This window comes from Thermanaeromonas sp. DSM 22490 (assembly GCF_056378755.1).
The window spans coordinates 223,519-248,499 of sequence record NZ_JBJHHE010000001.1; the positions used below are offsets into that span (position 1 = coordinate 223,519).

The 24,981-nt window shown below is 53.6% G+C and carries 19 protein-coding genes; 9 read left to right on the forward strand and 10 right to left on the reverse strand.

What is annotated here, in order from left to right:
• Positions 1 to 34: 34 nt before the first annotated feature.
• Positions 35 to 1,228 carry a pyridoxal phosphate-dependent aminotransferase gene (locus tag AC1BI1_RS01180; RefSeq protein ID WP_476715422.1) on the reverse strand — a complete coding sequence of 398 codons (1,194 nt, stop codon included), beginning with the start codon at positions 1,226 to 1,228 and terminating at the stop codon, positions 35 to 37.
• 161 nt (positions 1,229 to 1,389) lie between these two features.
• Between AC1BI1_RS01180 and AC1BI1_RS01185 the strand changes: the two genes are divergently transcribed.
• Together AC1BI1_RS01185 and AC1BI1_RS01190 are read left to right on the forward strand one after the other, a co-directional pair.
• Positions 1,390 to 2,496, forward strand: a complete 1,107-nt coding sequence (locus AC1BI1_RS01185) for an ATP-binding protein (protein WP_476715423.1) — start codon at positions 1,390 to 1,392, stop codon at positions 2,494 to 2,496.
• Positions 2,497 to 2,544: 48 nt separating this feature from the next.
• The gene (locus tag AC1BI1_RS01190; protein ID WP_476715424.1) at positions 2,545 to 3,222 is read left to right on the forward strand and encodes a TorD/DmsD family molecular chaperone; all 678 of its coding nucleotides are present in this window, start codon (positions 2,545 to 2,547) and stop codon (positions 3,220 to 3,222) included.
• 32 nt (positions 3,223 to 3,254) lie between these two features.
• Here the strand turns inward: AC1BI1_RS01190 and AC1BI1_RS01195 are convergent, their stop codons facing one another.
• On the reverse strand, positions 3,255 to 3,824 hold the full coding sequence (locus AC1BI1_RS01195) for a spore coat protein (protein WP_476715425.1): 570 nt from the start codon (positions 3,822 to 3,824) through the stop codon (positions 3,255 to 3,257).
• Between the two features lie 141 nt (positions 3,825 to 3,965).
• Between AC1BI1_RS01195 and spoVAC the strand changes: the two genes are divergently transcribed.
• From spoVAC to AC1BI1_RS01215, 4 genes are all read left to right on the forward strand, one after another.
• Positions 3,966 to 4,478, forward strand: coding sequence for a stage V sporulation protein AC (gene spoVAC / locus AC1BI1_RS01200; RefSeq protein WP_476715426.1), 513 nt, complete (start codon positions 3,966 to 3,968; stop codon positions 4,476 to 4,478).
• 582 nt (positions 4,479 to 5,060) lie between these two features.
• Positions 5,061 to 6,443 carry an FAD-binding oxidoreductase gene (locus AC1BI1_RS01205; protein ID WP_476715427.1) on the forward strand — a complete coding sequence of 461 codons (1,383 nt, stop codon included), beginning with the start codon at positions 5,061 to 5,063 and terminating at the stop codon, positions 6,441 to 6,443.
• A 12-nt stretch (positions 6,444 to 6,455) separates the two neighbouring features.
• Complete coding sequence (locus AC1BI1_RS01210; protein WP_476715428.1) at positions 6,456 to 7,697, forward strand: (Fe-S)-binding protein; 1,242 nt, start codon at positions 6,456 to 6,458, stop codon at positions 7,695 to 7,697.
• Between the two features lie 485 nt (positions 7,698 to 8,182).
• A complete protein-coding gene (locus AC1BI1_RS01215) occupies positions 8,183 to 8,875 on the forward strand; it encodes a hypothetical protein (protein ID WP_476715429.1) in 693 nt (230 codons plus the stop codon).
• Between the two features lie 360 nt (positions 8,876 to 9,235).
• Here the strand turns inward: AC1BI1_RS01215 and AC1BI1_RS01220 are convergent, their stop codons facing one another.
• From AC1BI1_RS01220 to AC1BI1_RS01235, 4 genes are read right to left on the reverse strand one after another with little or no spacing between them, the layout of a single operon-like run.
• A complete protein-coding gene (locus AC1BI1_RS01220) occupies positions 9,236 to 10,486 on the reverse strand; it encodes a multicopper oxidase domain-containing protein (RefSeq protein WP_476715430.1) in 1,251 nt (416 codons plus the stop codon).
• A gap of 33 nt (positions 10,487 to 10,519) precedes the next feature.
• Complete coding sequence (locus AC1BI1_RS01225) at positions 10,520 to 11,719, reverse strand: multicopper oxidase domain-containing protein (protein WP_476715431.1); 1,200 nt, start codon at positions 11,717 to 11,719, stop codon at positions 10,520 to 10,522.
• Between the two features lie 23 nt (positions 11,720 to 11,742).
• Complete coding sequence (locus AC1BI1_RS01230) at positions 11,743 to 12,783, reverse strand: multicopper oxidase domain-containing protein (RefSeq protein WP_476715432.1); 1,041 nt, start codon at positions 12,781 to 12,783, stop codon at positions 11,743 to 11,745.
• 31 nt (positions 12,784 to 12,814) lie between these two features.
• Positions 12,815 to 17,158, reverse strand: coding sequence for an SdrD B-like domain-containing protein (locus AC1BI1_RS01235; protein WP_476715433.1), 4,344 nt, complete (start codon positions 17,156 to 17,158; stop codon positions 12,815 to 12,817).
• A 242-nt stretch (positions 17,159 to 17,400) separates the two neighbouring features.
• Between AC1BI1_RS01235 and spoVAD the strand changes: the two genes are divergently transcribed.
• The 3 genes from spoVAD to AC1BI1_RS01250 are packed head-to-tail and all read left to right on the forward strand — an operon-like array spanning position 17,401 to position 20,404.
• Positions 17,401 to 18,444 (forward strand): stage V sporulation protein AD, encoded by a 1,044-nt coding sequence (spoVAD, locus tag AC1BI1_RS01240; protein ID WP_476715434.1) that lies wholly within the window; start codon positions 17,401 to 17,403, stop codon positions 18,442 to 18,444.
• A 4-nt stretch (positions 18,445 to 18,448) separates the two neighbouring features.
• Positions 18,449 to 18,805, forward strand: a complete 357-nt coding sequence (gene spoVAE, locus AC1BI1_RS01245) for a stage V sporulation protein AE (protein ID WP_476715435.1) — start codon at positions 18,449 to 18,451, stop codon at positions 18,803 to 18,805.
• Between the two features lie 30 nt (positions 18,806 to 18,835).
• The gene (locus AC1BI1_RS01250) at positions 18,836 to 20,404 is read left to right on the forward strand and encodes a spore germination protein (protein WP_476715436.1); all 1,569 of its coding nucleotides are present in this window, start codon (positions 18,836 to 18,838) and stop codon (positions 20,402 to 20,404) included.
• 87 nt (positions 20,405 to 20,491) lie between these two features.
• Here the strand turns inward: AC1BI1_RS01250 and galU are convergent, their stop codons facing one another.
• Genes galU through AC1BI1_RS01270 form a run of 4 tightly spaced genes read right to left on the reverse strand, consistent with a single transcriptional unit; the run spans position 20,492 to position 24,896 of the window.
• Positions 20,492 to 21,403, reverse strand: a complete 912-nt coding sequence (gene galU, locus AC1BI1_RS01255) for a UTP--glucose-1-phosphate uridylyltransferase GalU (RefSeq protein WP_476715437.1) — start codon at positions 21,401 to 21,403, stop codon at positions 20,492 to 20,494.
• 23 nt (positions 21,404 to 21,426) lie between these two features.
• Positions 21,427 to 22,248, reverse strand: a complete 822-nt coding sequence (gene otsB, locus AC1BI1_RS01260) for a trehalose-phosphatase (RefSeq protein ID WP_476715438.1) — start codon at positions 22,246 to 22,248, stop codon at positions 21,427 to 21,429.
• On the reverse strand, positions 22,175 to 23,671 hold the full coding sequence (locus tag AC1BI1_RS01265) for an alpha,alpha-trehalose-phosphate synthase (UDP-forming) (protein ID WP_476715439.1): 1,497 nt from the start codon (positions 23,669 to 23,671) through the stop codon (positions 22,175 to 22,177). Before AC1BI1_RS01265 ends, otsB begins: the two co-directional genes overlap by 74 nt.
• 28 nt (positions 23,672 to 23,699) lie before the next feature.
• Positions 23,700 to 24,896: a glycosyltransferase family 4 protein gene (locus AC1BI1_RS01270; protein ID WP_476715440.1), complete on the reverse strand. Its 1,197-nt coding sequence runs from the start codon at positions 24,894 to 24,896 to the stop codon at positions 23,700 to 23,702.
• Between the last annotated feature and the right edge of the window lie 85 nt (positions 24,897 to 24,981).

The following is a 24,981-nucleotide window of genomic DNA, read 5'->3' on the forward strand; positions in this document are numbered from 1 at the left end:
GATTAAAGCCCCGGGTCCGACCGGGGCTTCCGTCTTAATCCAGTTGACTTATAAAATCGGCCAGGCGGTTTAGTCCGGTCTCAATTTGTTCCATAGAAGTAGCATAAGAGAGGCGTAAATAATGGTCATTGCCGAAGGCTATACCGGGCACTACGGCCACCTGGAAGTGTTCCAGAAGAACCGCAGCAATATCGGTAGAAGTGTTTAAGGTCTGGCCGCGGAATTTTTTGCCGAACAGCCCGGAGACATTGGGGAAGAGATAAAAGGCTCCGCCGGGACGGTTACAGGTTATGCCGGGCAGATTTTGCAGGCCCGCCAGCATACGGTTGCGGCGCGCGTAGAATTGCTGACGCATTTGTTCCACGGGCTCCTGGCTGCCGTTCAGAGCGGCCACGGCAGCTTTTTGGGCAATGGAAGTGGGGTTGGAAGTAGAGTGGCTTTGCAGATCTGCCATGGCTTGGGCAATAAAACGGGGCGCAGCTGCATAGCCTATGCGCCAGCCGGTCATAGCATAAGCCTTGGATACTCCGTCAATGAGGATAGTGCGTTCCTTTATTTCCGGACCTAAAGAAGCAATACTTATATGCTCAAGATTATCATAAATGAGGGCAGCGTATATCTCGTCGGAGATCACGAAAAGGTTGTGCTCCAGGATAACTTGGGCCAGATCCTCCAACTCTTCCCGTTGGTAAACAGCTCCGGTGGGATTGCACGGCGAGTTGAGAATAAGGAGTTTGGTGCGGGGGGTTAAAACCTCTCGTAAAGCTGCTCCTGTCAGCTTGAAACCCGTCGCTTCAGTGGTATTAACTACTACCGGCTTCGCTCCGGCCAATTTTACCTGCTCATAATAGCTTACCCAGTAGGGTGCTATGAGAACAACCTCATCACCTTCTTCACAGCAGACCTGAAGGGCATTGTACAGGGAATGCTTGGCCCCGCAAGAGACCACTATATCAGCCGGTTCGTATTGGATTCCTCTGTCTTTGTACAACCTGGCAGCCACGGCCTGGCGCAGCTCGTCCGTCCCCGGTACGGGAGTGTATTTAGTAAATCCCGCTTGTAGGGCTTCCACAGCGGCCTGTTTGATATGTTCAGGGGTATCGAAATCAGGTTCCCCAGCGCTGAAATTGATCACTTTAATTCCCTGGGCCTTCATCTTCTTAGCTTGGGCATCGATAGAGAGGGTAGGGGAGGGGCTAATAGCAGTAGCCCTTCTAGTTAATTCCAATGGTTATCCCTCCGTTTTTTTAGACCTTTTCATTTAACTTAATTATTTCCTGCGCTGGGTATTTTGTAAAGGGGAACTTTTCAATTCCCCAATATGGCTATCTTGCCTACACCCCAGGAAAGCAGGATAATAAAGATGCAAGGGCTCTGGGGGGTAGTCGCATGGATGTTACCAATTTAACCGGTTTCCTATTAGGACAGGTTGGACTGCGTCCGGAGCGCTGTACCCGCCATATTTCGCCCCGTTCCACGTGCCGGCGTTGCGCAGAAATTTGCCCTCTAGGGGGTATCAGACTCACTGAAAAAGGTATTAAAATTATAGAGTGCAACCGCTGCGGCCTTTGTACCGCTGTTTGTCCTACGGAGGCCTTGCAGGACCCGGAGAGAACACCGGCTTTTTTCTTGGCTCGAGGGCGGGAAAATGTGCAGCTTTACGGACAAGCAGTTTTTGCCTGTCTTCAAACTGGAAAAGAACAGAAAGCCCAGGACAACTGGATTTTGGTGCCTTGCCTGGCTGTGGTGACACCTGAGGTTATACTCGCCCTGGCTGCTGAAGGGAAAGTTGTCTTTTATTGGGAAGAAACAAAATGTACTGGATGTCAATTGGTCAAGGGGAAGAAAATTTTTCAGGATCATTTTTTTCTGGCCTGTGAAATGGCGGTAGCATTAGGTTTCCCCGAAGAACGTGTAATAATAAAGCCGGAAATTCCAGTTATCCAACCCAAGCGTACCCGGCAAGCTGCAGTCCAGGCTGCCATGGGCAGGCGGGAATTCTTTGCTTCCATAATGAGGGGATTGAGGTTGGACAGCTCCAAAAAGGGAGAAAGCCGGCCGGCGCAGTCCTTTTCTCGGCGGGCTATCTTACGGGAGATTTGGACCAAGTTTTGCTCTTCCAGGCCCTCTCGGGAGGAAGGAGTGCTCTGGCCCCAGGCAGGGTTAAGGGTGGTAGGGCCTTGTTATCTGTGTAACGTATGCAGCCGTCTTTGTCCGGAAAGAGCGCTAATTTTGACAGGAGAAGAACTCCTTTTTCAGCCCTCCCTCTGTACCGGCTGTGGCCTTTGCCTGGAAGTGTGTATTCATCAGAGTTTAAGTTGGGGAGAAAAGGTTAGCTTAAAAATGGTGGCTGCCCAAGAAAAACAACAGTTGACAGCAGCTGTTAGCCACCGCTGTCCAAGTTGTAGCGAGGAGTACCGGGCCAGCCCCCAGGCCGAATTATGTGTACGCTGCTGGTTCAGTAAAACTCTGGGGAAGCCCACCACTCTGGCATAGGTGCTGGTACTTCACTTTTGCTGCAGAGGGGAGGATTTTACTATAAGTATGGACCCCACCCTTTTGGAAGATTGGTTGAAGGGTAGAGAAATAATCTACCGCCTGCTGGCCAGCTTATACCGGGAAGGGCCTGTCCTGGAAATGCTTCAAGTACTAGGGCAAGAGGGTACCCTAGCAAAGCTGGCCGCAGAGGAAGCCCAGGAGGAAGTACGAATAGGCTGCAGGCTTATGCATCAAGAGTTAGTTGCCCATATGGCCGACTTAGAGGGTTACCGGCAGAAGTTGGAAGAAGATTATTACCGGCTTTTTGTAGGCCCCGGCCACTTGGAAGCGCCGCCGTGGGAGTCCGTGTACCGTTCGCCAGATCGGTTGCTTTTCGGTGAGGAAACCTTGGCTGTGCGCGAGTTCTACCGGTCCTTTGGACTAGTAATTAAAAGCTTACACCGGGAACCCGACGACCACTTAGGGCTAGAGCTGGAGTTTATGGCCTGGCTTTGCGCTGAAACAATTAAAAATTTAGCTGAAGGCGGCGAAGGGACAAGATATTTGCAGGGTCAACAACGGTTTTTGCAGGAACATTTGCTCCAGTGGGTACCTGATTTCTGCCGGGATGTGACTGGCCATGCTAAAACCGATTTCTTCCGCGGCCTGGGCCAATTTACCCGGGGTTTTATAAAACAAGACGCTGAAGAACTAGAAACGGTGTTAAAAGGAGTACCTGGCTAAAATACGGCCAGGTACTCCAGTTCTGAGACCTGTTATTGATATTGATACCTCATTTCCCCGGTGTTAACCGGGGCATAAGTATTTATCATGGTATTTGTTGTTACATCTTTAAGGGTGGGGACTTGGTAATACCCTTTTTGATTCATATATTGCCATACTTCATAGGCCTGCTCAGCACAGTTAATGGCCCCCTGCTGGATCATCCGCCTGAGTTCCAGATCGGCACATTCCAAGGAAGCCATCATCCTAAATGCTGCAGAGGCCTTGTGGCAACCCAACATTCCACTGGCCACATCCCTGTCATCCATATCATTTAGAGAGGCATTGGGAGCTTGGGTTTCCGGATTGTTCAATCCATAAACAGGTCTGGCCAGGCGCGGCCCCCGGTAAGGTACAGCCTGGCTTATTCCACGCCGGTTTATGGCCTGAACCATATTGTTGTATTCTTGGGCCATGAATTGAATCTGTTTATCCAGGATAGAACGGAGTTGAGGGTCCTTTACATAGGGACGGTATAACTGGAATTGATTGATACCATCGATGGTATCGGTCAACACTTCATGGAGTTCCATTACCTCATGGGCACCGTAATGGGCAGCCATCGAAGTCGCCTCCTTGCAGAATTGTATTTTGTACTCCAGATAGTATTATGTCTCACTCACAAGTAAATTATTTACCTGAGCCTTTTGCATTGCATAAACAAGGTAAACAGTGGCCGATAATATAGCCAGGGGTGAGAAGAAATGGCCGACCAGACGCAACAACCGGGGCCACCTAAAAAACCTTTGAGCCTAGCTGAGCAGATTAATCAGCAGAAACAGGCTTATGAGCAACAAGCTTATCAAAACTTGGTGGATCGGGTGAAGCCTAGACCGAAGGTAGCGGTAAATGCTCTAAATGCCTTCTGGGTGGGTGGAACGATTTGTGCCATTGCCCAGATAATTACTTTAGCCTTTCGCGGAGCAGGTTTAAATACGCAAGACGCTGCCAATGCCACGACTATGGTGATGGTCTTCTTGGGAGCCTTCCTCACAGGCTTAGGCCTCTACGACGAGATCGGGAAGATAGCCGGAGCGGGTTCTATTGTCCCCATTACCGGCTTTGCCAATTCCATTGTTTCACCGGCCATGGAGTTTAAGAGGGAAGGCTTCATTTATGGTGTCGGAGCACGTCTGTTTACTGTTGCTGGTCCGGTGATAATTTACGGCCTGGTTACCTCGGTGCTTATCGGTTTGATCGCCTATTTTGTGCGCTAAGTCTAATTTTTCCCTTTAAGGCTTGCGGGCGGTAGCAGAGCGCTAATTCCGCCGGATTAGAATCTCACCAGGGAAACAAAACAAACAAAAAACTTGTGTCTTACCCGGCTGCCTCAGCCAGCGGGTAATTTTTTATTTTGGGGAAGTTTGCGGGGACTTTTATCCATTTACCCGGCTAAGGGTTACCCCTTAAACTACATTTAAACAATCTGGCCGGGATCCCTCCGCTTTCACACCGCTTTATCTCCGCTTTTTGAACTATAACATCATAAAGTAATATTTAACCAACCCTGCTCTCGAAGCAGGGCCTGACCTCTAGTTCTCACAAGAGGGAAATTAGCCTTTTAAGCGAAAATATTACCTTATGTAGCTCCGAGGTTAAACCTTGTAAGAGGGTCGCAAAATAAGGAAAGTGGTGCTGACGTAATGGGCTACCGCAGAGGCCTCTTGTGGTGGTAATATAGTGGTAAATGAGGTAGCACCTGGACTAGGGCGCCTGGTGTGAACCCCGGGAAATTCGACGGGGTCCTAATGTAAAGGTTGTTCGGGTAGGTGCCCCTGGGGTCTGGAGGCGACAGCGGCATGATGATAAAGCGATCATCCTTGGTAAAAGAGTTGGAGCGGCTGGTAGGGCCTGAGCGGGTATTTTACCACGAAGTGGATTTATTATGCCATGCCTACGATGGGACTTTTGTAGAGAAAACCCCTGACCTGGTGGTAAGGCCTGTAAGCACCGAGCAGGTAGCAGGGGTATTGGCTCTGGCCCACAAGGAAGGCGTACCTGTGTATCCCCGCGGGGCGGCAACGGGTTTGAGCGGTGGTGCCGTACCCTTGAGGGCGGGGATAGTCCTGGATTTGACCGCCATGGATAGGATTTACGAAATAAGCCACGAAGACATGCTGGCAGTAGTAGGCCCTGGGGTCATTACCGGTAACCTGCATCGTGAAGTGGAGGCTCGGGGGCTTTTTTATCCTCCGGATCCGAGCAGCTCAGATTTCTGCACCATGGGGGGTAACGTAGCTGAATGCGCAGGCGGACCGCGTGGTTTAAAGTACGGCGTTACTCGCGATTACGTCCTGGGTCTTGAGGTGGTGCTGGCTGACGGCCGCATTATCCGCACCGGCGGCAGGACCATAAAGAACGTGACGGGTTACGACCTGACCCGGCTTTTTGTCGGGTCAGAGGGAACCCTGGGGGTAGTTACTGAGATTATCGTCCGGCTTATTCCCCGGCCTTCACATGTGCGCACCCTGCTGGCCTCTTTCAAAGATTTGGTACGGACCGGTGAGGCGGTTACCGCGATTTTGAGCGCGGGAGTGGTTCCAAGGACCCTGGAGATAATGGATTCGGTCTCTATTTCCTTGGTGGAGCGGTTTGCCTCCTGCGGCCTGCCGCTGGATGCCGCAGCCGTGCTGCTAATAGAGACGGACGGGAGCGAGCAGGAAGCCACTGAGGAAGCCGAGCTAATAGTAAGGCTACTGCGGGAAGTTGGGGCTCAAAACATCCGCCTGGCAGCAGATGCGAGGGAGGCCCAGGAGCTGTGGAAGGCTAGGAAATCCATATCTCCTGCCATAGCGAAAATCAAGCCGACAAAGATCTCAGAAGACGCTACCGTACCGCGCAGCCGGGTAGCGGAGATGATAGAGCGCCTGGGACAGATACGCCAGAAGTACGGCATAGACCTGGTTATCTTCGGACATGCGGGTGACGGCAATCTTCACCCCAATATCGCCTGCGATCGGTCCGATCCAGCGGAGATGGAGAAGGTGGAAAAGGCTATTGGGGAGATATTCGAGGCTGCCCTGGAGCTGGGGGGCACCCTTTCTGGCGAACATGGGATAGGAATACTCAAAGCCCCCTATTTGAGGCGCGAATTGGGGCCAGCCTACGAGGTTATGCGCGCCATCAAGAAGACCCTGGACCCGGACAATATTCTTAATCCCGGCAAGATTTTCGCTGAGTGATGACGTATGGATATGCTTAAGACGATAGACCTTCAGCTAGAAAAATGTTCCAAGTGTGGTACCTGTCGTGCGCATTGCCCCGTGTTTAAAGTATTGGGGGAGGAACCCTATGTAGCTCGGGGCAAGGTGAGGCTGGCTCGCTCCTACCTCAAGGAAGAGATTGCCTTTTCCCGCCGCCTGGCGGAGGTTTTTGAGCACTGCCTTCTGTGTAAGACCTGCAGCGCTGCTTGTCCCAACGGGGTAGAAGTTGATGCTGTGGTCATGGCGGTAAGAGCCGCTATGGTCAGGGAGCGGGGCCTGCCCCTTTGGAAAAGTATAGGTTTTCGCCATATATTGCCCGACAACCGGAAACTGACCATACTTGCCCGGATGCTACGCCTGGGCAGGAAGCTGGGTATGGCTAAGGTTTTCCCCTCACGCTTATCCCGGCCGGAAAGGCTCCTGCCTTTACCGGCGGCAGTACCTTTCCGAACTGTAAACCGGACTGTCTACAGTCCTACCGGTACTCCCAGGGGAAGGGTAGCCTATTTTACCGGTTGCATGACCAACCTGTTCTTCCCACATGTAGGTGAGGCGGTAGTCAAAGTGCTCAATTCCTTCGGCTTTGAAATCATTGTTCCGGATCAGGTCTGCTGCGGTATACCTGCGCTAAGCCACGGCGATGTGGAGACTTTCTTAAAGCTCGCCTGCAAAAACTTAGAAAGCTTCAGCAAGGATGCGGTTGACTACGTAGTTACCGACTGTGCATCCTGCACATCCACCTGGCAGCTTTACAGCCAGTGGGTAGAAGGAGAAGCGGCGGCTATATTATCTGCCAGGGTACTGGACTTTTCATCTTTCTTGATGCGGGAAGCAGAGGATTGGTTACAGAAGTTGACGTCAGTTACCTGTAGGGGCGAGGGGAGACTAACGGTGGTTACCTATCACGATCCCTGCCACTTGCGCAAGGCGTTGGGTGTGATCGAGCCGCCTAGGCGGATTATAAAGAGCCTGCCAGGTGTACGGTATGTGGAGATGGAGGAGGCGGATTCCTGCTGCGGGGCGGCAGGCTCTTACTGCTTCCTGCATTACGATATGGCGAGGGAAGTGGGAAAGAGAAAGATAGCCGCGGTGCTGGCGGCTGGGCCTTGCGTGCTAGTCACGCAGTGTCCCTCCTGCATGATGCAGTTAAAGCATGGGCTCGAGGAGGCTCGTAGTCCGGTAAAGGTTCAACACCTGGCAGAGCTAGTGGCAGGGGCTCTGCCGAGTTTTTGAGTATAGGGAGACGAGCCTGGAGCAGTAAGATTTCGCGGGAAAGAGATTGTAGCTCAACAGAGGGTTCGCAGCCGTCGGCTGGAGGCACAGTCTTGCTTATGAGGACGGTACAATGGGGAATACCATTTTTTTGCTTTACGCGGTCAATTTAGGGAGCAATGTGGGTCTCGGCAGCCTGGTTGATAAATTCAGCAATAATAATCTGGCGAAAAGTAATAGAGCAACCCGCCCCTATGGGCTGATCCCACTGGCACATTTTCCCCAGGACAAATCAGCGTTGGAAACCAAATTCTTGACAGATACCCTATTGGGGTATTAAAATATTAGTGCACAGGGATGGCAAAAAAGAACCTACCAATGGATGGTAGGAGACTTATTGCTGATTTTCGAAGTTAAAGTGTATATGGAGTAACGTAACCACGGAGGTTGATGGCCCTAGTAAAAGGGTCCCTCCGTGGTTATTTTTTTCAGGAGGTGTTGTTTAATTGTATAATGAAGTACTGTTGGCCATTAGCTCTGTTTTCCTTGGGGTTTTACATGGGGCGGACCCTGACCACGTGGTCGAGATGACCGATTTCGTTAGCCAGGATCCCCGAACCCCACGGGTATTAGGTTTTGCCCTGAAGTTCGGTGGAGGCCACACCTTGACTGTACTTTTAGCAGGCCTCGCGGTTCAGTTGTTCAAAAGAGCTTTACCGGATGCTTTTAGTACTTCCTTTGAAATGATTTCTGGGTTGTTGCTGGTAGCCCTCGGCTTCTGGGCTATAAGCCGCACTTGGTTCCGTGTGCAAAGATTAGACATGCCCTATTCTTTCCTTGGCGACCACCACAGCCACGCACCTCACTCCACGCCCTCCCTGGATGCGAGGATATTTTCTTATGGCCCTATTTTGACCGGTGTGGCGACAGGGCTAGCTGGCTCGGCTTCGGTGATGCTTCTGGGGCCTATAGCGAGTGCCCCTACGTTATTGGCTACTGTAGTTTACATACTGTTGTATGGAGCGGGAGTCACCGTGTTCATGTCAGCCTATGGCATGACAGTAGCTAGGGTCCTGCAATTTATGGATAGGTCAAATAAGTGGACATTAATTAGCCGGACTCTGCTGGGAGGCTTAAGCGTAACATTAGGAAGTATGTGGATTTATCGTGCTATAGGAGCCTTGTGGGTTTTAAGATAGAAATTGTTTGTGCCCTTTTGAAACGAGTGATATATCCGTTTCTGCCTCGTTTTTACTTTGGTTGTGTATTGTTGTGTATTAAAATAACTTGTGGCCTGTGTTATGCCTAAATGGGATGAAAGGGAAGCCAGGGGGCTCGAGGTTCTAGGTAGTTAGAGGGCATCGATTGGCCGATTAAGTTTACAACGGCGAATTCCAGTTGGCTCCGAAAACGCAGTGATCGCCTAGACAGGTGGATTGACTCTGAGGATCTGCCGACCGGATCTTTAGCGGTTATAGCCGGGTTTGCGGCGTTTTTAAAGATTAGGGGCCCCCAGTGGCTCAAGAACGCGGCTGACTGGGCAGAAGCAATGCGAACTCTTACGGTGTGGTGACTACTGCTTCGTTGGAGTAGGCGGAAAAACCGGCGGTGTTAAAGGCGCGCACCCTGTAGGCGTAGGTAGTTTCAGCCGATACGGTCTCATCGACGTAACTGTTTACCTGGGTGCCCAGCAGGACTGCAATTTCCACATAGCGCCCGTTAACGCCTGTTTTGCGCTCTATTGTGAGACCGTCCTTACCGGTATCCACGTCCGTCCAGGCCAGTACTACCCTGGTGGGCGCCACCGCTACGCTGGTTAGGTCCGTGGGAGCCGGCGGGGGAGCGGTGGGTACGGCCGGGAAGACATCAATTCTGGTCATCATTCCTCCCGGAAACTGGCCCTGGCTCACCAGGTGGTGCAGTTCCCGGTCAAATACGTAATACTGTCCGGGAAAATTGCTGATGAAAAGCAAATCATAGGTTTGGCCGGACCCTATAATAAGGGTGTGCCTCCGGTAAGTGGCATCCCGTGCCTGAATCTTGAGCGGCTTGGCATCGCCGGCCAGCACCCGGAATAGACCGCCGCTTAAGTGCAGGGAGTGGTTTAGGCATCCTGCATTAAGGCACCGGATCAGCACCCGTTGGCCCACGGCAGCGCTCAACCCGGACCCGTAGGGCTGGCTGGTAAAGGTATCCGGGGCAATGGTAGCGGGAAAGGCCCGCCCGTTGATGAGCCAATAGTCAGGACTATACTTGGATATATCAAAAGGTAATCCCGCCGCTAGGTGGCGGTTCATACTACTATCTATTTCTCCCAGTACCAGGACTTGTTCCACGTCAAATTCCGTACCGGTGCCCGCTCCATACGCGGTTTTCCGGGGCGGGTCTCCAGGATCATAATCAACCGGGCGAATGATCATCGCCCCGTACAGGCCCATGGGCACCTGCTTCTCCGGCTGGCAGCCGCTCTCGTAAAGGTAGGTACCCGGGCGGGAGGTGGTAAAGATGTAGGTCGCCGTTCCCCCATTGGGTCCTGCCGGAGTGTCATAAGATATAAACCGGCCGCTTTCGCCTTTGACCGGACGGGGGGTCCTGTCCTGACCGGGAAACATGAGGCAGACCGGTTCGTCTAAAGTGTTATGCAGGACGACCTGAATGACCTCTCCCGCGGTGGCTTCGATCAGCGGGCCGGGGAGTTGGGGCGTGCCGGTTGCCGAATCGGTAAAGCCCCAAAAGGGGATTTCCACCGGTCCCTCCGGACCCACCATCGTCACCGTTCCTGCCTTGGCCCATAATTCTTTGACAATCATAGTTTCTGACTCCTTATCTCAAAAGTTTTCCAATTATGCCAGGACCCCTACATCCGGGCCCAGAGTACCTTCAGGATAAATAGCCATCATGGTCATTATGCCTCCGGGGAATTGCCCCCAGTTGGTCATCTGGGGCTCTTCATGGGAGTGGAGCATAAAGTAGTACTCGCCCACCCGGTTAAAGGAAGTAGTGCCGACCGGAATATCCCCTTTTGTCCCCAGGTACGGGCTACCGCTCCACATGGTCCAGCCGAAGTGGCCCACGGCCAGGTTGCGCAGGTTAGGCATGGTAGTGGGGATAGGGTTTTCCGGGGTAAAGCCCAGCCCCACCCACGTAAAGATCTGGTCGTACGTCTGCCCGGGCCCTACGAGTACCGTGAACCTCTCGAAGGAAAGGTCTACCGGTCCATTTCTCAGCAACCGGCCGTCCACCGCCACCACCCGCGTATGGTTACCGTGAGGGTGGAGGGGGTGGTTATCTACCCCGGCCCCTGCGTACCGGAGCAGCACCCTTTCCCCCGGCTCGGCCATAATCAGGCACCCATAGGGCTGGGCAGGAAGGTAACCCGCCCGGTCCGGCAGCATGGTGTCCAGGGCGGCCCGGCCGTTGATGGTCCAGTACCTGGGCTTGCGATCCCGAGGGTTGTAGGGTTGGCCCCTTTCCACTGCATAGTGGAGAGCAGGGTCGATTTCCCCTATTATCAGCAGGTATTCCCGGTCAAACTCTGTACCGGTGCCGGCTCCGTAGGCAGTCTTGTTGGTGACCGGGTGGTAATCCGCCGGGCGGACCACCATGGCACCATACAATCCCATGGGTACCTGTTTGGTGGGGTTAGTACCGCTTTCGTAAAGATATGTCCCGGGATGATGGGCTAAGAACTTGTAGGTTATCGATTCTCCCGGCGGTGCAGAATCTACCAGGGACACCAGCTTTCCTCCCTCGTACTGGGGCTGGGCTAGGAATTCCGAACCGTCCGGGTGGACCACCATAACCTTTTCCACGCCGGGGAAGCGGATGGAGACATTTTCCTCCAAGGTGTTGGTTAAGTTAATGACGACGGTTTCTCCCTGGTTCACCACCAGGTGGGGCCCGGGCAGTTGGGCTAAAGCGCCCTCTTTGTCGGTGAACCCCCAGATGTAGATGCTGTTGCCATCCGGCATAGATATATAGCCATCGGTGGCCCACAGATTAATGGTGCGCGTCTGGTTAATGGCAGGCATGTTAGATGGCATAATTTTCCTCTCCTTATACCCTTCTAGCGGTTGGGGGCCGTTTGGGGCGGCAGAGTGCCGGCGGGGAATATCTGCACTTCGGAAACCATGCCCCCGGGCGTGGCACCGGCATTGGTGTTTTTGTAATAATTACGGTTAAACAGGGGGTAGATACCTGGTGCCGGTGCCGTAAAGATGGCGTCTACCGTCTGCCCGGGCGCGAAGTAAAGAGCATTCTTCCAGTAGGAAAGGTCTTCTCCGTTGAGCCCTCGGAGCTGCCGCGCGTCCTGACCCACCACCTTGAGGGAAATACCCAGAATTTGCAGGGAGTGCTCCTGGTACCCGAGATTAATAAACCGGAGCAGGACCCTTTCGCCCTCATTGGCCCTGATTAAAGCTGCATAAGGCTGGAAGGAAAACTCCTCGCCGCCGTTTAAGTCGAGGGTGTCGGGATAGGAACGCCCGTTGAGCAGCCAGTAGGCAGGCCGGTATTCCGTCCAGTCAAATACCTGGACAGTGGCTATCATGTGGTGGGCGGTGGCGTCCAATTCTGTAAGGAAGATAAGGTATTCGCGGTCAAACTCCGTTGACGGATCGTTGTAAGCGAACTTCCGCCCCTCGTAGTCCGGATCTTTCTCTAACCGCGGCCGCACGATGAGGGGGCCCACCATGCCCATCTGGATGTGCTCGACCGGCTCCACGTGGCAGTGGTACATGTAGGTCCCGGGGTGCAGGGGACGGTAATAGTAGGTAAAATCCCGTCCCACGGGAACCATAATCGATACCTCCGGCACGCCGTCGTAGACCGGGATCTGGTTGGGAAACCCGTGCCAGTGGACGGTGTGGGGGTCATCCAGGTCGGGACGCTGGGGCATCCCCAGGTTGGTCAGGGTGAGGTACAGCTCGTCGTCTTCGTATATTTCAATCAAGGGTGCCGGTAGTTGGGCCTTCCCCCGGTAGGTGAAGATCTGTTCGGCGGGCACCCCGGTAATATCCGCAAAACCGAAAATATAGTGGGTGGTACCGTCGGGCGTTCTAATCCATCCGTCGGTGGCCCCTAAACGGGCCTCTCTTTTTTGTCCCATGGCGCCTACTCCTTTCAGAGAAACTTTGCCGTTAGCCCGCCTCATCGGCTCCAATATCCACGCCTGGCCACCGGCGACGAGGCTGATCGTCGTAGTCGGTAAGGGGAGCCGGATAATAGATCTGGTTCAAAGTTAACCCCGCCGTCCCCCTATTCACTACCGGGGAGAGCGGTTTCAGGTGGTAATTCCCTTCCACGCCCGGCGCAGGGATAACGATCTTGGTGCTCTTGAAATCCGGCTGGCCCCGCAATGTCCCCACCCTAATCCTGGTATCGTATTCCAGGACAAAGGCGGGGTCGGTGATAAGGTTGGTGGGATGGGGAGGGCCGTAAGGTGTTGAAAGGCTACAGTAGTAAGGGCGAAAGTACTCCGGCTCGGGGGTACCGAACACTTCCATGTCCATAAGCAAGTAGTCTTCCGACAGTTTACCTGCCACCGGGTCGAAGTGATAGGCCCGGTTATCCCAGAAGATGTTATTAAACAGTACCGGGTCGCTGAAATTGGGCGAGCCGGGCGGCAGCAGGGCCTGGAAGGCCGCACTGTGAGCCTCGCTCACCAGGCCGGCCCCGTGGGGTTGGCCGTCGCTGTCCTCGGCGGTGGCGGTTGTGGTGTTCTTGGCAATGGTGTTGTTGCAGATGATTACATTGGAGGCGTCGTCCAGGGCGATACCGCCCCCCAGGTCGGTGGATACGTTGTTTACTATCATGTTATTGTAGATCCTGATGCGGTAGGTTCCCGGCTGCAGCAGGCGGATGCCGCCGCCGTCGTCGTTGGCCAGATTTCCCTGGATCAGGTTGTTAAAGATGTCTACCTCGCCGGAGCCGGCGGAAAAGGTTTGCGGCGGTATTGGTTGCTCGCCCCCGACCAAAATCCCGCCCCCCTCGTCAAAGGAGGAGTTAAACAGCACCCGGTTGTGGTGGATTTGCCCTCCGTGGCTCAAACCGAAATGGGACAAGCCACCTCCGTACTCGGCGGAGTAGTTGCCGATAATCTCATTGTGGTGGATGTTGTAGTAATGAGCGCCGTTAAAGATGCCGATCCCGCCGGCCAGGCTCACCCCGCCGTTTCTAATAATGCGGTTGTGGTGGATGTGGATTAACTCGTTATGGAGGTCGCCGGCATAGGGTTTACCAATGGTGATGCCGCCCCCGAACCCGCCGCCGTTTCCTTCGATGACGTTGTTGCTAATCTCCAGGTAGCAGGCGAAGGCGTGTACCAGTATGCCCCCCGCTTCGCTACCCCGGGCCCCGGTAATGGTAAACCCATCGATTTGCGGATTGAAGGCCGAGTTAAAGGCGCCGGCCTTGGCCACCACCGTCAGGGCCTGCCCCTGGGAAATGTTTTGAGGCCCGTCAAAATCAAGGGAGTTGATTTTTTCCAGCCATGCCTGCCGGTAAGAGGCGAAGAAACGACCGTCGATCACCGTGGCTTTAGGCCCCATTCCCTGCAGCTTTACGTTCTTATAAAGGATGGGGCTTTCGTAGTAGGTACCGGGTGGAACTATAATAAGGGTATTGTCGTCTGCCGCATCAATGGCCTGCTGGATGGAGGTGCCGGGGGTTAAAGTGACAACGGTAGGGTTATAGGTGTCACCTAACACATGGATCGTGATTCCCGTCGGGCTCACCTTACCATCCCTTTTTCTTACCAGCAACTGCGCGGGGCCCGGGCTGAAATATAAGGGTACCCTCACTCTGATGGCCGTATCCGTCCAGGTGAGCACCGGGATAGGCTTCCCGCCCAGCGTTACCTGTCCTCGAATATCCCCAAAATTAATCCCTGTGATGTTGATAGTTCTCATACCCCGAAGCGTTACGTAAACCCGGTCTACCTGGTAAATAAGAGAGGTACCCGGTGTAACGTCGTAGGGCGGGACCAAATCCCCGTCCGGGGTTTCCACCAGGTTCGAAACCGGGAAAAGGGCCACGTCCGCGTAAGTGGTTTTCCCCGGCCAGACGTCAAACACCAGTTTCAGGGTCTGGTAGTCGGGGTTGTAGTTGGCATTGGGTCTTTCCGGATCTCCCGGGTCATTGCCTATGACCTGATACATGGCCGGAGCCACGCCAGACGGGGTGGGCACATTGGCCGTATAGGTGGAGGGAAGCAGCACCTCGAAAATGCCGTACTGGTCGGTATAGACGGTAGTCAGAAGCCTTCCCTGGTAGTCGCGGATGCCCACCGGGGTATGGGCTATACCCCGTTTTTCACGGTAGAAGGGGGAGGTGGGGTTGGTCTCCAAGTTGAGATCATCCCACATCCCTCCTACGATGCGGCCGGGGATGGGGACGTCGGTGTACAGAAAAAAGTCTACTGCCGCGTTTTGGCCATTCCGGAGGGTAACCACCTTTTTAGTACGGGAGTCTCCGTAATAGCCGGGAGGTATAACGTTGATGGAAATCTGATCGGCGCCCACCCTGCCGGTATTTGACTTACTCTTTTTCTGGACCGAAGCATTGCGCGCCATGACGTATTCGTCGCCCTGATCCGTGTTTACGGAGTTCTCGTCTACGGCCCGGTAACCCTCCGGGGGCACCACCTCTACAATGTAGGTGCCGGCCGGAAGAGGTTTTTCCACGGCCTCCGGCGCGCCGTAATAGGGCTCAAAATAGGTGGTAAAAGAAAATCCGCCGTCGTAGACCCCCGGTGCGACATAGCCGCTGTTCAAGGGGATTTCGGTAACAATGGTACCGTCAGGACGCTTAGGATGCTCCCAGGCGTCGGTAATCACCGAGTTAATCTTGGCGCCCTGGACGAGGTTCCCGTTCTGGTCAACGGCGGTGGCATAAAGATTGATGGTCACCTTAGGGATCCCTGGCTCGTAGTCTTCCGCGGCCGCGTAGCGCGGGTCTATTTCGTTGCGCATAGTGGCATAGTATACCATGCCGGAAATGCCGCCGTTCTTCGTGCCGTCCGCCAGAGGGTATTCTTTTTTGCCCCAATCGATTCTGGTGGTCATGCCGGCGCCGGTCATCTCGGCAATGGTTAAGCCGCCGGGAACAATAGCGGGCGGGAACGGCAAACCGGGGTGGGGTACGGCTGCCGCCACGGTCTGCCCCCAGCGGGTGAAGGCGACCTGGGCTACGGCAAAACGCTCTAGTTCGAATACTTCCTCCAGGGAGTAATTACCGTCCATGTCGGTGACAGTTCTATACTGGATGCTGCCGTCCTTGAAGCGGGTTCCCACCTCCACGTTGGGGACACCCTCTTCGCCGGGGTCACGGACGCCGTTTTCGTTGGCATCCCGGAAGACCGCTCCCTCGATCCGGCCGAACCACCTGGGGATGTGGATGTCGCCCAAATCGACCAGGACTCCTCCCGAGATTTGCACCGTGCGGAAGGATATGATGTGGTCCAGGGGCTCATCCCAGATGGCCATCTGATAAACGCCGTCGGGCACATTGTTAATTACGAAGGTTCCGTCGGGGTCGCCCCGGCCCGTCCAGACCTGCTGGTCGTTGCCGCCTATGTCGGTCAAGGCGATCCAGGGCCGGTCTACCGGCGGGCCTTGCGGTTGACCCTCAACGATAGTCCTGATTGTCCCCCTGATGGTGCCCGTCCCCGGTTCCTTAACCTCGCCCCAATCCATGGGCCTGACAAACCCGATCCACACTAGAGGTAAACGGAAGCCCTCTTCGGCGCTGTAGCCGTCGTTGCCCTCTTCAATCCAGGCGTCTATGACCGGAGTGCCTTCAATGGTGGTAGTCTGGATCCAGTCGGTGCCGTCAGGCGGGATGGCCTGAACCGCGTACTTTCCTGGCGCAAGGTTTTCAATGACGGCGTCGCCGTTGGCGTCGGTAAGGATCACCCCGCCGGTTCCCGGGACCGGAATGGGGTTGCCCTCGGCGTCGAGAAGGAAATTCCCCTGTTGGTCCCGCCGGTACAGGGTGCCTAGGGGGTTGCCGAAGTAATCGACCTGAACTTCACCAACCGTATCGTGTATTACGATGCGGAATCCGGCCAGCCCGGCTTCCACCGGGATGTCAAGTTCGCCGTTGACCGGCTGGTTGTCGTGGAAAACGTGGACGCGGATTTTAGATAGCGGCAGAGGATGGGACACCAACTCCACCGTGACTTCAGTATCACCTTTAACCGTTACCCAGTTACCACCCATCTTGTGGCCCGGAGCCAGTACGGATACCAGGTATTTTCCGTCAGGCACTCTCACTGTGGGGTTTGAATGGTCTCCGGTGGCCACCACCGGGCTGTGGCTGGGTCCCGCCCTAAGGGAAGGCCAGTTGGCCGGGTCAGGATCCAGGGGATTGCCCACATTATCCTCGTTGACAATGAACTTGAAGTTGGGAATAGGTAAGCCCGTACCCACTTCTTTTACCCTGACCGTCAATAACGAGTTCGATGCCTTAGAACCGTTATTCATCGGAAGACTACCTCCAGGTTCTCTTTAAAATCATCTTATGCCGATGGCCGCTTTTATGGTGTTTTGGTAGGGTTATGTCCCGTGAAGTAAACCCTGCCGTTATTTGTGTAAATTATTTTAGGGACGTCGCGCTTTTGGTAGGCCAGCAGGATAGACTCGCGGCTACCGGTTTGCGGTGGCGGTCCAAATTTGTGCATAAACTTTGCGGAGCCTGGCGGATAATATAGCCGGGGTTTTATTTTTTGATAGGCAGAGGTGAAAGACTATTGAGCTCCGCTACCAAACGAGTGGGGAAACATACTATCCAGTTCGCCAATCCGCCGGTAATAGTGGCTACTGCCTCGGTGGTGGGTCCAAAGGAAGGGGAAGGCCCACTAGGCAATACCTTTGATATGGTCATTGACGATACCTACTTTGGAGAAGAAAGCTGGGAAAAGGCTGAGCGGAAGATGCTAGAAGAAGCAGTCAAGATGGTCATCGCCAAAGCTAAGCTACAGTGGCAGGACATTGATTTCCTCCTGGCCGGCGATCTTTTAAATCAAACCATTTCGGCCAACTATGCTGCCCGTAACCTGGGCATTCCTTTTCTGGGTCTGTACGGCGCCTGCTCTACCATGTATGAAGGCATGGCCCTGGCCAGCATTTTGATTGATGGCGGTTTTGCCACCCATGTAGTGGCCGCCTGCAGCAGCCATTATGACACGGCTGAGCGCCAGTATCGCTATCCTAATGAACAAGGGGTGCAGAAACCACCTACTGCCCAGTGGACGGTTACCGGTGCTGGGGCTGTTCTTCTGGCACCGGCGGGCAATGGGCCGCGGATAACCCAGGCTACCATAGGCCGGGTTTTAGATCTCGGTATGAAGGACCCCAATGATATGGGTTCGGCCATGGCTCCAGCAGCAGTGGATACCATGGTACGCCATTTTCAGGATACTGGCCGTACCCCCAATGATTACGATCTTATCATTACCGGAGATCTGGCTCGGGTGGGACACGCGCTGGCCACCAAATTGATGGAACAACAAGGCTATAACCTGGCCAACAAGTATACTGACTGCGGCCTCCTCATTTATGATTCCGAGCGCCAGGGTACCCATGCCGGAGGAAGCGGCTGCGCCTGCTCGGCGGTAGTTTTTGCCGGCTATCTTATGGGAAAGCTGAACGACGGTACTTATAAGCGTATCCTAGGGATAGGCACCGGCGCCCTGCTGAGCCCTATTTCCACCTACCAGGGGGAATCTATACCCGGTATTGGGCATGCCGTAGTAATCGAGAAGGGGTGAGGTTATGAGCGTTATTCTGGCTTTTCTGATCGGCGGGACTATTTGTGCAGTAGGCCAGCTTATCATGGATTTGACTCCCTACAAAGTGACACCGGGTCATGTTTTGGTGGGCTTTGTGGTGGGAGGCGCGATCTTAAGCGCCTTGGGCTTGTATCAGCCCTTGATAAAGATTGGCGGAGCAGGCGCGACCATTCCTTTGAGCGGTTTCGGTCACCTGTTGGCCCAAGGAGCCTTGGGGGCGGTTCAGACTAAAGGGTTGCTGGGAGCCTTTGCTGGTGGCTTGCAGGCCACGGCCGTAGGGCTCACTGCGGCTATCCTTTTCGGCTATGTAATGGCAGTTTTGTTTAATCCCCGCGGTTAAGCGGATACTCTCCACATAGGGGGTAAATCCATGACCATCACAGGTGAAGGGGTCAAGGTGAACCGCAAACTAGAAGTTAACGTTGACTGGTTGAACAAAGAGTTGGGAGTTAACGAAAGCTTTGATGTTATCCGGCGGGATGTTATGTTTGCTGGCCGTCAGGCCAGCCTCTTTTACATTGATGGCTTTGCCAAAGACCACATTATGATGTACATCCTGCGCAGCCTTTCCCTTCTTACGCGTGAGGACCTGGCTACTGACGCTTTTAAAAAAGTATTGCAGCAATACATTAACTATATTGAAGTAGAAACCTTGGATGACCTGCATAAAGTAGTGGACAAAGTTTTGTCCGGCGGGGTAGCTATGGTGGTTGATGGCTTTGATCAGGTTATTTTAATCGATGCCCGCCAGTATCCCGCCAGGAATCCCGACGAACCCGACCTGGAAAGGGTGGTCAGAGGTTCACGGGATGGGTTTGTGGAAACCCTCCTGTTTAACACCAACCTTTTGCGCCGCCGCCTGCGCGACCCCCGGCTGCGCATGGAGATTTTACAGGCCGGCAGCCGTTCCAAAACGGACATTGCTGTTATATATATCAAAGACATAGCTAATCCCCGGTTGGTGGAAATGGTAAAAAAGAGAATCAAGGCTATTAAAATCGACGGCTTGCCTATGGCCGAAAAATCGGTGGAAGAGCTTATAACCCCGGGAAATTGGTGGAATCCTTTCCCGCGCGTTCGTTATACTGAAAGGCCGGATGTGGCGGCTACCCACCTGCTGGAGGGGCACGTGCTGGTGATGGTGGACACTTCGCCCAGCGTTATGATTTTGCCAGCCACCTTCTTCCATCACCTGCAACATGCCGAAGAGTACAGGCAGGTGCCGCTGGTAGGAGCTTTTTTGCGCTGGGTGCGCTTTTTAGGTATAGCAGTTTCTGTATTATTACCTCCAATCTGGCTTTTACTGGCCCTGGATCGGAGGCTTATCCCTCCGGGCCTGGAATGGGTGGGACCTAAAAAGATAGCCGCTATTCCCCTTGCCTGGCAGTTTTTGCTGGCTGAAGGCGGCATAGACCTTATGCGTATGGCAGCTATCCACACCCCTACTGCTCTAGCCACAGCCTTAGGCCTGATAGCTGCTGTCCTCATCGGAGAAGTAGCAGTAGCAGTAGGTTTTTTCAACCCGGAGATAATCCTGTATATGGCCATAGCTGCCGTAGGTATTTTTGCCACGCCCAGCTATGAGCTGGGAATGGCCAATACTCTGGTGCGGATAGCGGCGATTATAGGGGTAGGTCTTTGGGGGCTGCCGGGGTTAGTTATAATACTTCTGGGGACCTTTTTATTGTTGCTGACCACCAAATCCTTCGGTGTACCTTATCTCTGGCCGTTAATACCTTGGGACTGGCGATCCTTTAAATCCATCCTTATACGTTCACCGGTCCCGCTGCAAAACCTGCGTCCACCGGCGCTTAAGACTCGGGATGAGGATCGCCAGCCGGCCCCGGCTTACAAACCTTTTCTTACCCAAGGGGAAGAAACCCTCATCGACCGTTTGAAAAAGGGGGAGAAGGGAAGCAATAAGGGCGATGAATTTTAAGCTCCCGCCCTTACCCTGGATTTGTTCACCTTTAAGCTTCCTGCCTTTGGTGGGCAACGCTTCTAGGCCTTGGAATTGAGTTGCTCTTTATACCTCCCGCCCTGCCGCTGCTTCCGTCATTTCCAGGTGGGGGAACAAAAGATCTAGCAAATAACGCCTGAACGGCTCGGCCAGGTCGGGCCTTTGCAGGGCGAATTCTACCGTAGCCTGGAGGAAGCCTAGCTTGTCACCGACATCGTAGCGCCGGCCGTCAAAGCGGTAAGCGTAAACCTTGCCTTCCTGGGCCAACACTTGCAGGGCATCGGTCAGCTGAATCTCGCCTCCCGCTCCGGGCTGGAGTTCGGCCAGGATGGGAAAAACGTCTGGCAAGAGGATATACCGGCCGATAACAGCCAGGTTGGACGGCGCCTCTTCCGGGCGAGGCTTTTCTACCAAGCTTTTCACCCGGAAAAGCTTCTCCTCGCTGCTGGTAGCTGGTTCCACTATGCCGTAACGTTTTACCTCATCGGGAGAAACTTCTTGCACAGCTACGATAGCGGCTCGAACTTCCCGGTAGGTCTCGATCATCTGCAACAGGCAAGGGGTATGGTGCAGGATAATATCATCGCCTAATAAAACGGCGAAGGGTTCCTCTCCCACAAATTGGCGGGCACAATAAACCGCGTGCCCTAGGCCCAACTGTTCCTTCTGGCGAATATAGTGAATATCAGCTAGATTAGTTACCTCTTCTACTAACTGTAACAGTTCTTGATTATTCTTTTCCCGGAGAAGAGTTACTAATTCTAAAGAATGGTCGAAGTGATCTTCAATGGCTCGCTTGTGTTTACCGGTAATGATCAAAAGGGAATTTACGCCCGAATGGACTGCTTCCTCCACTATGTACTGAATAGCCGGCTTATCAACAAGGGGAAGCATTTCTTTGGGTTGCGCCTTAGTAGCTGGTAGGAAGCGAGTTCCCCAGCCGGCAGCAGGAATAACAGCTTTGCGAATCTCGAGCATGGCTTACATCAAAACCTCCTCACTTAATTTTCTCCACTTAAATTCCGGATTGTGGCCTTCTGGACCGACAACAACGACAGGAACTGTTCTACAGCTACCGGTGAGGGTAAGCCGAAAGTAGCCAGGGAAGGTCGCTTGGAACCCACCAGCACCGTCAAGCCCTTGCCCTCCAAGGCCCGAAAGGCATCTTCGTCGGTGAGGTCGTCACCCATATAAACTGGGAAGGCCTCCGGGTGAAGATTTAAAAGATACTCTACGGCCAGCCCCTTGTGCACGCCCCGGGGCCGTACTTCTAAAACTTTATCGCCTCTTAACAATTCTAGTCCATGAGCGTGCAGTAAGGGTTCTATTTCCCGGACGAAGCTATCAATAACTAAATCCGCTTCCGAGGGTTTGGCCTGGCGGTAGTGCAAAGCTATAGCCTCCTCCTTATCTTCCAGCCAAAGGCCGGAAACACCGGCGGCCAGCCGCTGGGCCAGCGAGCTAATGCGCTCCCACACTTCCCGGTCCGGCCCCGGCTGACCCAGCTTTATCTGGAGGCGAAGGCCTGCCTTGCCTGCAGCCGGCAGGGCCATTACCCTGCCGTGGCAACCTGCCAAAAAAACGCGGGGAAGAGGCCATAGGGATAAGAGGTCGTTCAGGGCACGACCACTAATAATGGCCAGCTTTAAACAGGGCTTTAAGCTTAAGTTGTCGAGCAGCCTTAAAAGCTTGGGACTGGGCTTAGCTTGGTCGGGTCGGGGAGCCAGTGGGACCAGGGTGCCATCATAATCAAACATCAATAAAGCTTGTGGGTGAGATTGCACCATAGTTACCAAGGCGTAAGGGTCGACGTAAGCCTTCATCTTCCTTGACCTCGCGTTCAACCAGGGCACGCTGGAAGTTGCTGAGCCACCAGTGAATATCGTGGCGCCTGACCTGCTCTTGTAACCGGCGCAGGCGCTGTTTCTGCTGGGATACAGGCATGGCCAGAGCAGCTTTTAAGGCAGCAACTGTTCCTTCGATGTCGTAAGGATTGATTATCACGGCTTCTTTCAATTCGCGAGCTGCCCCCGCGAAGCGGCTTAAAATAAGAATGCCTGTACCATCTACGCGACTGGCAATGTACTCTTTGGCTACCAGATTTAGCCCGTCGCGCAAAGGCGTGACTAACATCAAGTCAGCAGCCAAATAGTAAGCTACTAACTCCTGCCGCGGCAGTCCCCGCCAGAAATAGTGGACCGGGCGATAACTTCCCTCACTGAAACGGCCGTTAATGCGACCGACTGCTTCTTCCACCTGGCTGCGGAGCTTCTGGTAAGCGGGGACAGCTGTACGGCTAGGTACAGCTACTTGTACTAGAGCTAGGCGTCCGAGCCATTCGGGATTTTCTTCCAGGAAACGCTCAAAGGCTAGAAGCCGTTCCAGAATACCTTTAGTATAATCTAACCGTTCGATGGCCAGGGCTATTCGCTCGGTACCGATATGCCGGCGTAGCTTTTCAGCTTGTTGCCTAATTTTAGGATCACAGGCTAATTTTTGAAAGGATTCGAAGTCGATACCCATGGGCCAGGCGGGAGCTATAATTTTCCGGCCCTGCCACCTAATAGAGAAAGTGTTATAGTCCACAGGGGCTTCCAACAATTTGTTGACTGCTTGCAAGAAATTATAGCTATAATCTGGCAAATGGAAAGCAATAATATCGCTGCCTAGTAAACCCCGCAAGACAGCCCTGGCCCACGGAAGGGTGGCAAAAAGATCGTAATGGGGGAAAGGTATATGCCAAAAAAAGACCTGCCGTAGCTCAGGGCGATGCCGCCTCAAAATAGCCGGAACGAGGGCCAGGTGATAATCGTTCACCCAGACAGTATCTTGGGCTTCGGCTTCGGCTAGGGCGGCCAAAGCAAATTTGGTATTTACCTGGCGATAGGCCGCCCATTCCATGGGGTTATAGCGACATTTTTCCAAAAAATAGTGACACAAGGGCCATAAAGCACCGTTGGTGAAACCATGGTAATACAGTTGTATTTCCTCGGCGGTGAGAGGGACTTCGCAAAAACAATAAGACGGCTTTTCAGGTGGTACCATTATCCTCATGGCAGGGGCTTCGGCAGCGGCTGCCTCGCGGCCACCCCAAGCTACCCAAACCCCGCCTTTTTCTTTAAGAATGGGTTCTACGGCTGAAACCAGACCGCTAATGGCCGGTATAGCCTCCACTTTACCGTTTACTTCTTTTAGGTTATAGGAACCACGGTTAGAGACTAATACAATTTTGGCTTCCACGCCCATATTTTGCGCCCCCCTTTTTGTACCAGTATTAACCTGCCTGAGCCTGAGGAAGGGCCAGTGCCTCCTGGTAAACGTCAAGGGTGGCTCGCGTCATAACCTCAACCGTGTAATACTGTTCTACCAGACGGCGGCCGTTCTGACCTATGACCGCTCCAATGCTCGGGTTGCGGAGCAGGAAAACGGTGTAACGAGCAAGTTCCTCGTGGTCCATCGGGGATACCAGGAAACCGTTATAACCTGGGCGAATAACTTCCGGCATGCCTCCCGCCCGGCTGACAATAATGGGCTTGGCGGTGGCCATGGCTTCCAGCATGACCAGGCCGAAAGGTTCTTGGAAAGAAGAAGGATACCAGCAAACCTCGGCTACTTTGTAGACTTTCGGCATTTCCGACCACGGGAAGAAACGGACAAAAACATGTTCCTTAAGCCCCAGTTCTTCTATGAGCTGGTACATATAGGCTATTTCCGCCGGTTGTTTTTGACCCCAGTCTACCGTATTGGCGGTTCCTGCCATGACCAGCAGGACCTCGGGTATTTCACGTCTTATAAGATCTAGGGCGCGGATGCTCACGTCACAACCCTTGGCTTTGCTCATGCGCGCCGGGTGAAAAACAACCCGACGGCTGCGCAAAGTAGGATAAGCGTGGTAAGTATTCTGCAGCTCTAAAGCCGTAGGAGGCTGGAAGACATTATGATCGATGCCGTGGTGTACGACTTCAATGCGCTCAGGCGGATAACCGTCTACGATTAATTCCTGGCGTATATAATGGCTGACGGCAATGACCCGATCCCAACCGCGGGCTAAGGTGTTCATCTGCCTCCACAATTCGTCATACCATACATTATGGGCCGTGAGTATCAAAGGCCAACCATGGCGGCGGCAGATTTCCTGTAAAGCGGAAGCATGTACGAAACTGAAGTAGTGGAAGTTATGAGCATGAACCACATCAGGCCGGAAATCCAGCAGGAAGTTTTCCATGACCTGACGGATTTCTGAGGATTTGGCTTCGATAAGCTCGGGAGTTAGCGAGTTGAGATCCAGGAGAGGAGAGCGCCGGATGGTCACTCCCCGCCAGGTTTCATGGGTCAAGGCACCCGGAGCCGTACCCGTGAGCAGGCTTACCGCGTGACCCTGCTGGACCAACCTGGGACAAAGGAGGGCCAAGTGAGACTCTACCCCGCCTATAATGGGGGGAAAAGCCCAGTGCAACATGGCAATGCGCATATCCTATTCCTCCCCTTTAATGGAATAGTTTAACACTTTTAATTATAATCCAGGAGCGCAAGGAAAGTCAAGGAAAGGCAGGACC

Excerpts from the sequence above, each read along its gene's own strand:
- AC1BI1_RS01185 (WP_476715423.1), top strand. The coding sequence starts at position 1,390 with ATGGATGTTACCAATTTAACCGGTTTCCTATTAGGACAGGTTGGACTG.
- AC1BI1_RS01190 (WP_476715424.1), top strand. The coding sequence starts at position 2,545 with ATGGACCCCACCCTTTTGGAAGATTGGTTGAAGGGTAGAGAAATAATC.
- AC1BI1_RS01195 (WP_476715425.1), bottom strand. The coding sequence starts at position 3,824 with ATGGCTGCCCATTACGGTGCCCATGAGGTAATGGAACTCCATGAAGTG.
- spoVAC (WP_476715426.1), top strand. The coding sequence starts at position 3,966 with ATGGCCGACCAGACGCAACAACCGGGGCCACCTAAAAAACCTTTGAGC.
- AC1BI1_RS01205 (WP_476715427.1), top strand. The coding sequence starts at position 5,061 with ATGATGATAAAGCGATCATCCTTGGTAAAAGAGTTGGAGCGGCTGGTA.
- AC1BI1_RS01210 (WP_476715428.1), top strand. The coding sequence starts at position 6,456 with ATGCTTAAGACGATAGACCTTCAGCTAGAAAAATGTTCCAAGTGTGGT.
- AC1BI1_RS01220 (WP_476715430.1), bottom strand. The coding sequence starts at position 10,486 with ATGATTGTCAAAGAATTATGGGCCAAGGCAGGAACGGTGACGATGGTG.
- AC1BI1_RS01225 (WP_476715431.1), bottom strand. The coding sequence starts at position 11,719 with ATGCCATCTAACATGCCTGCCATTAACCAGACGCGCACCATTAATCTG.
- AC1BI1_RS01230 (WP_476715432.1), bottom strand. The coding sequence starts at position 12,783 with ATGGGACAAAAAAGAGAGGCCCGTTTAGGGGCCACCGACGGATGGATT.
- AC1BI1_RS01235 (WP_476715433.1), bottom strand. The coding sequence starts at position 17,158 with ATGAATAACGGTTCTAAGGCATCGAACTCGTTATTGACGGTCAGGGTA.
- spoVAE (WP_476715435.1), top strand. The coding sequence starts at position 18,449 with ATGAGCGTTATTCTGGCTTTTCTGATCGGCGGGACTATTTGTGCAGTA.
- AC1BI1_RS01250 (WP_476715436.1), top strand. The coding sequence starts at position 18,836 with ATGACCATCACAGGTGAAGGGGTCAAGGTGAACCGCAAACTAGAAGTT.
- galU (WP_476715437.1), bottom strand. The coding sequence starts at position 21,403 with ATGCTCGAGATTCGCAAAGCTGTTATTCCTGCTGCCGGCTGGGGAACT.
- otsB (WP_476715438.1), bottom strand. The coding sequence starts at position 22,248 with ATGAAGGCTTACGTCGACCCTTACGCCTTGGTAACTATGGTGCAATCT.
- AC1BI1_RS01265 (WP_476715439.1), bottom strand. The coding sequence starts at position 23,671 with ATGGGCGTGGAAGCCAAAATTGTATTAGTCTCTAACCGTGGTTCCTAT.
- AC1BI1_RS01270 (WP_476715440.1), bottom strand. The coding sequence starts at position 24,896 with ATGCGCATTGCCATGTTGCACTGGGCTTTTCCCCCCATTATAGGCGGG.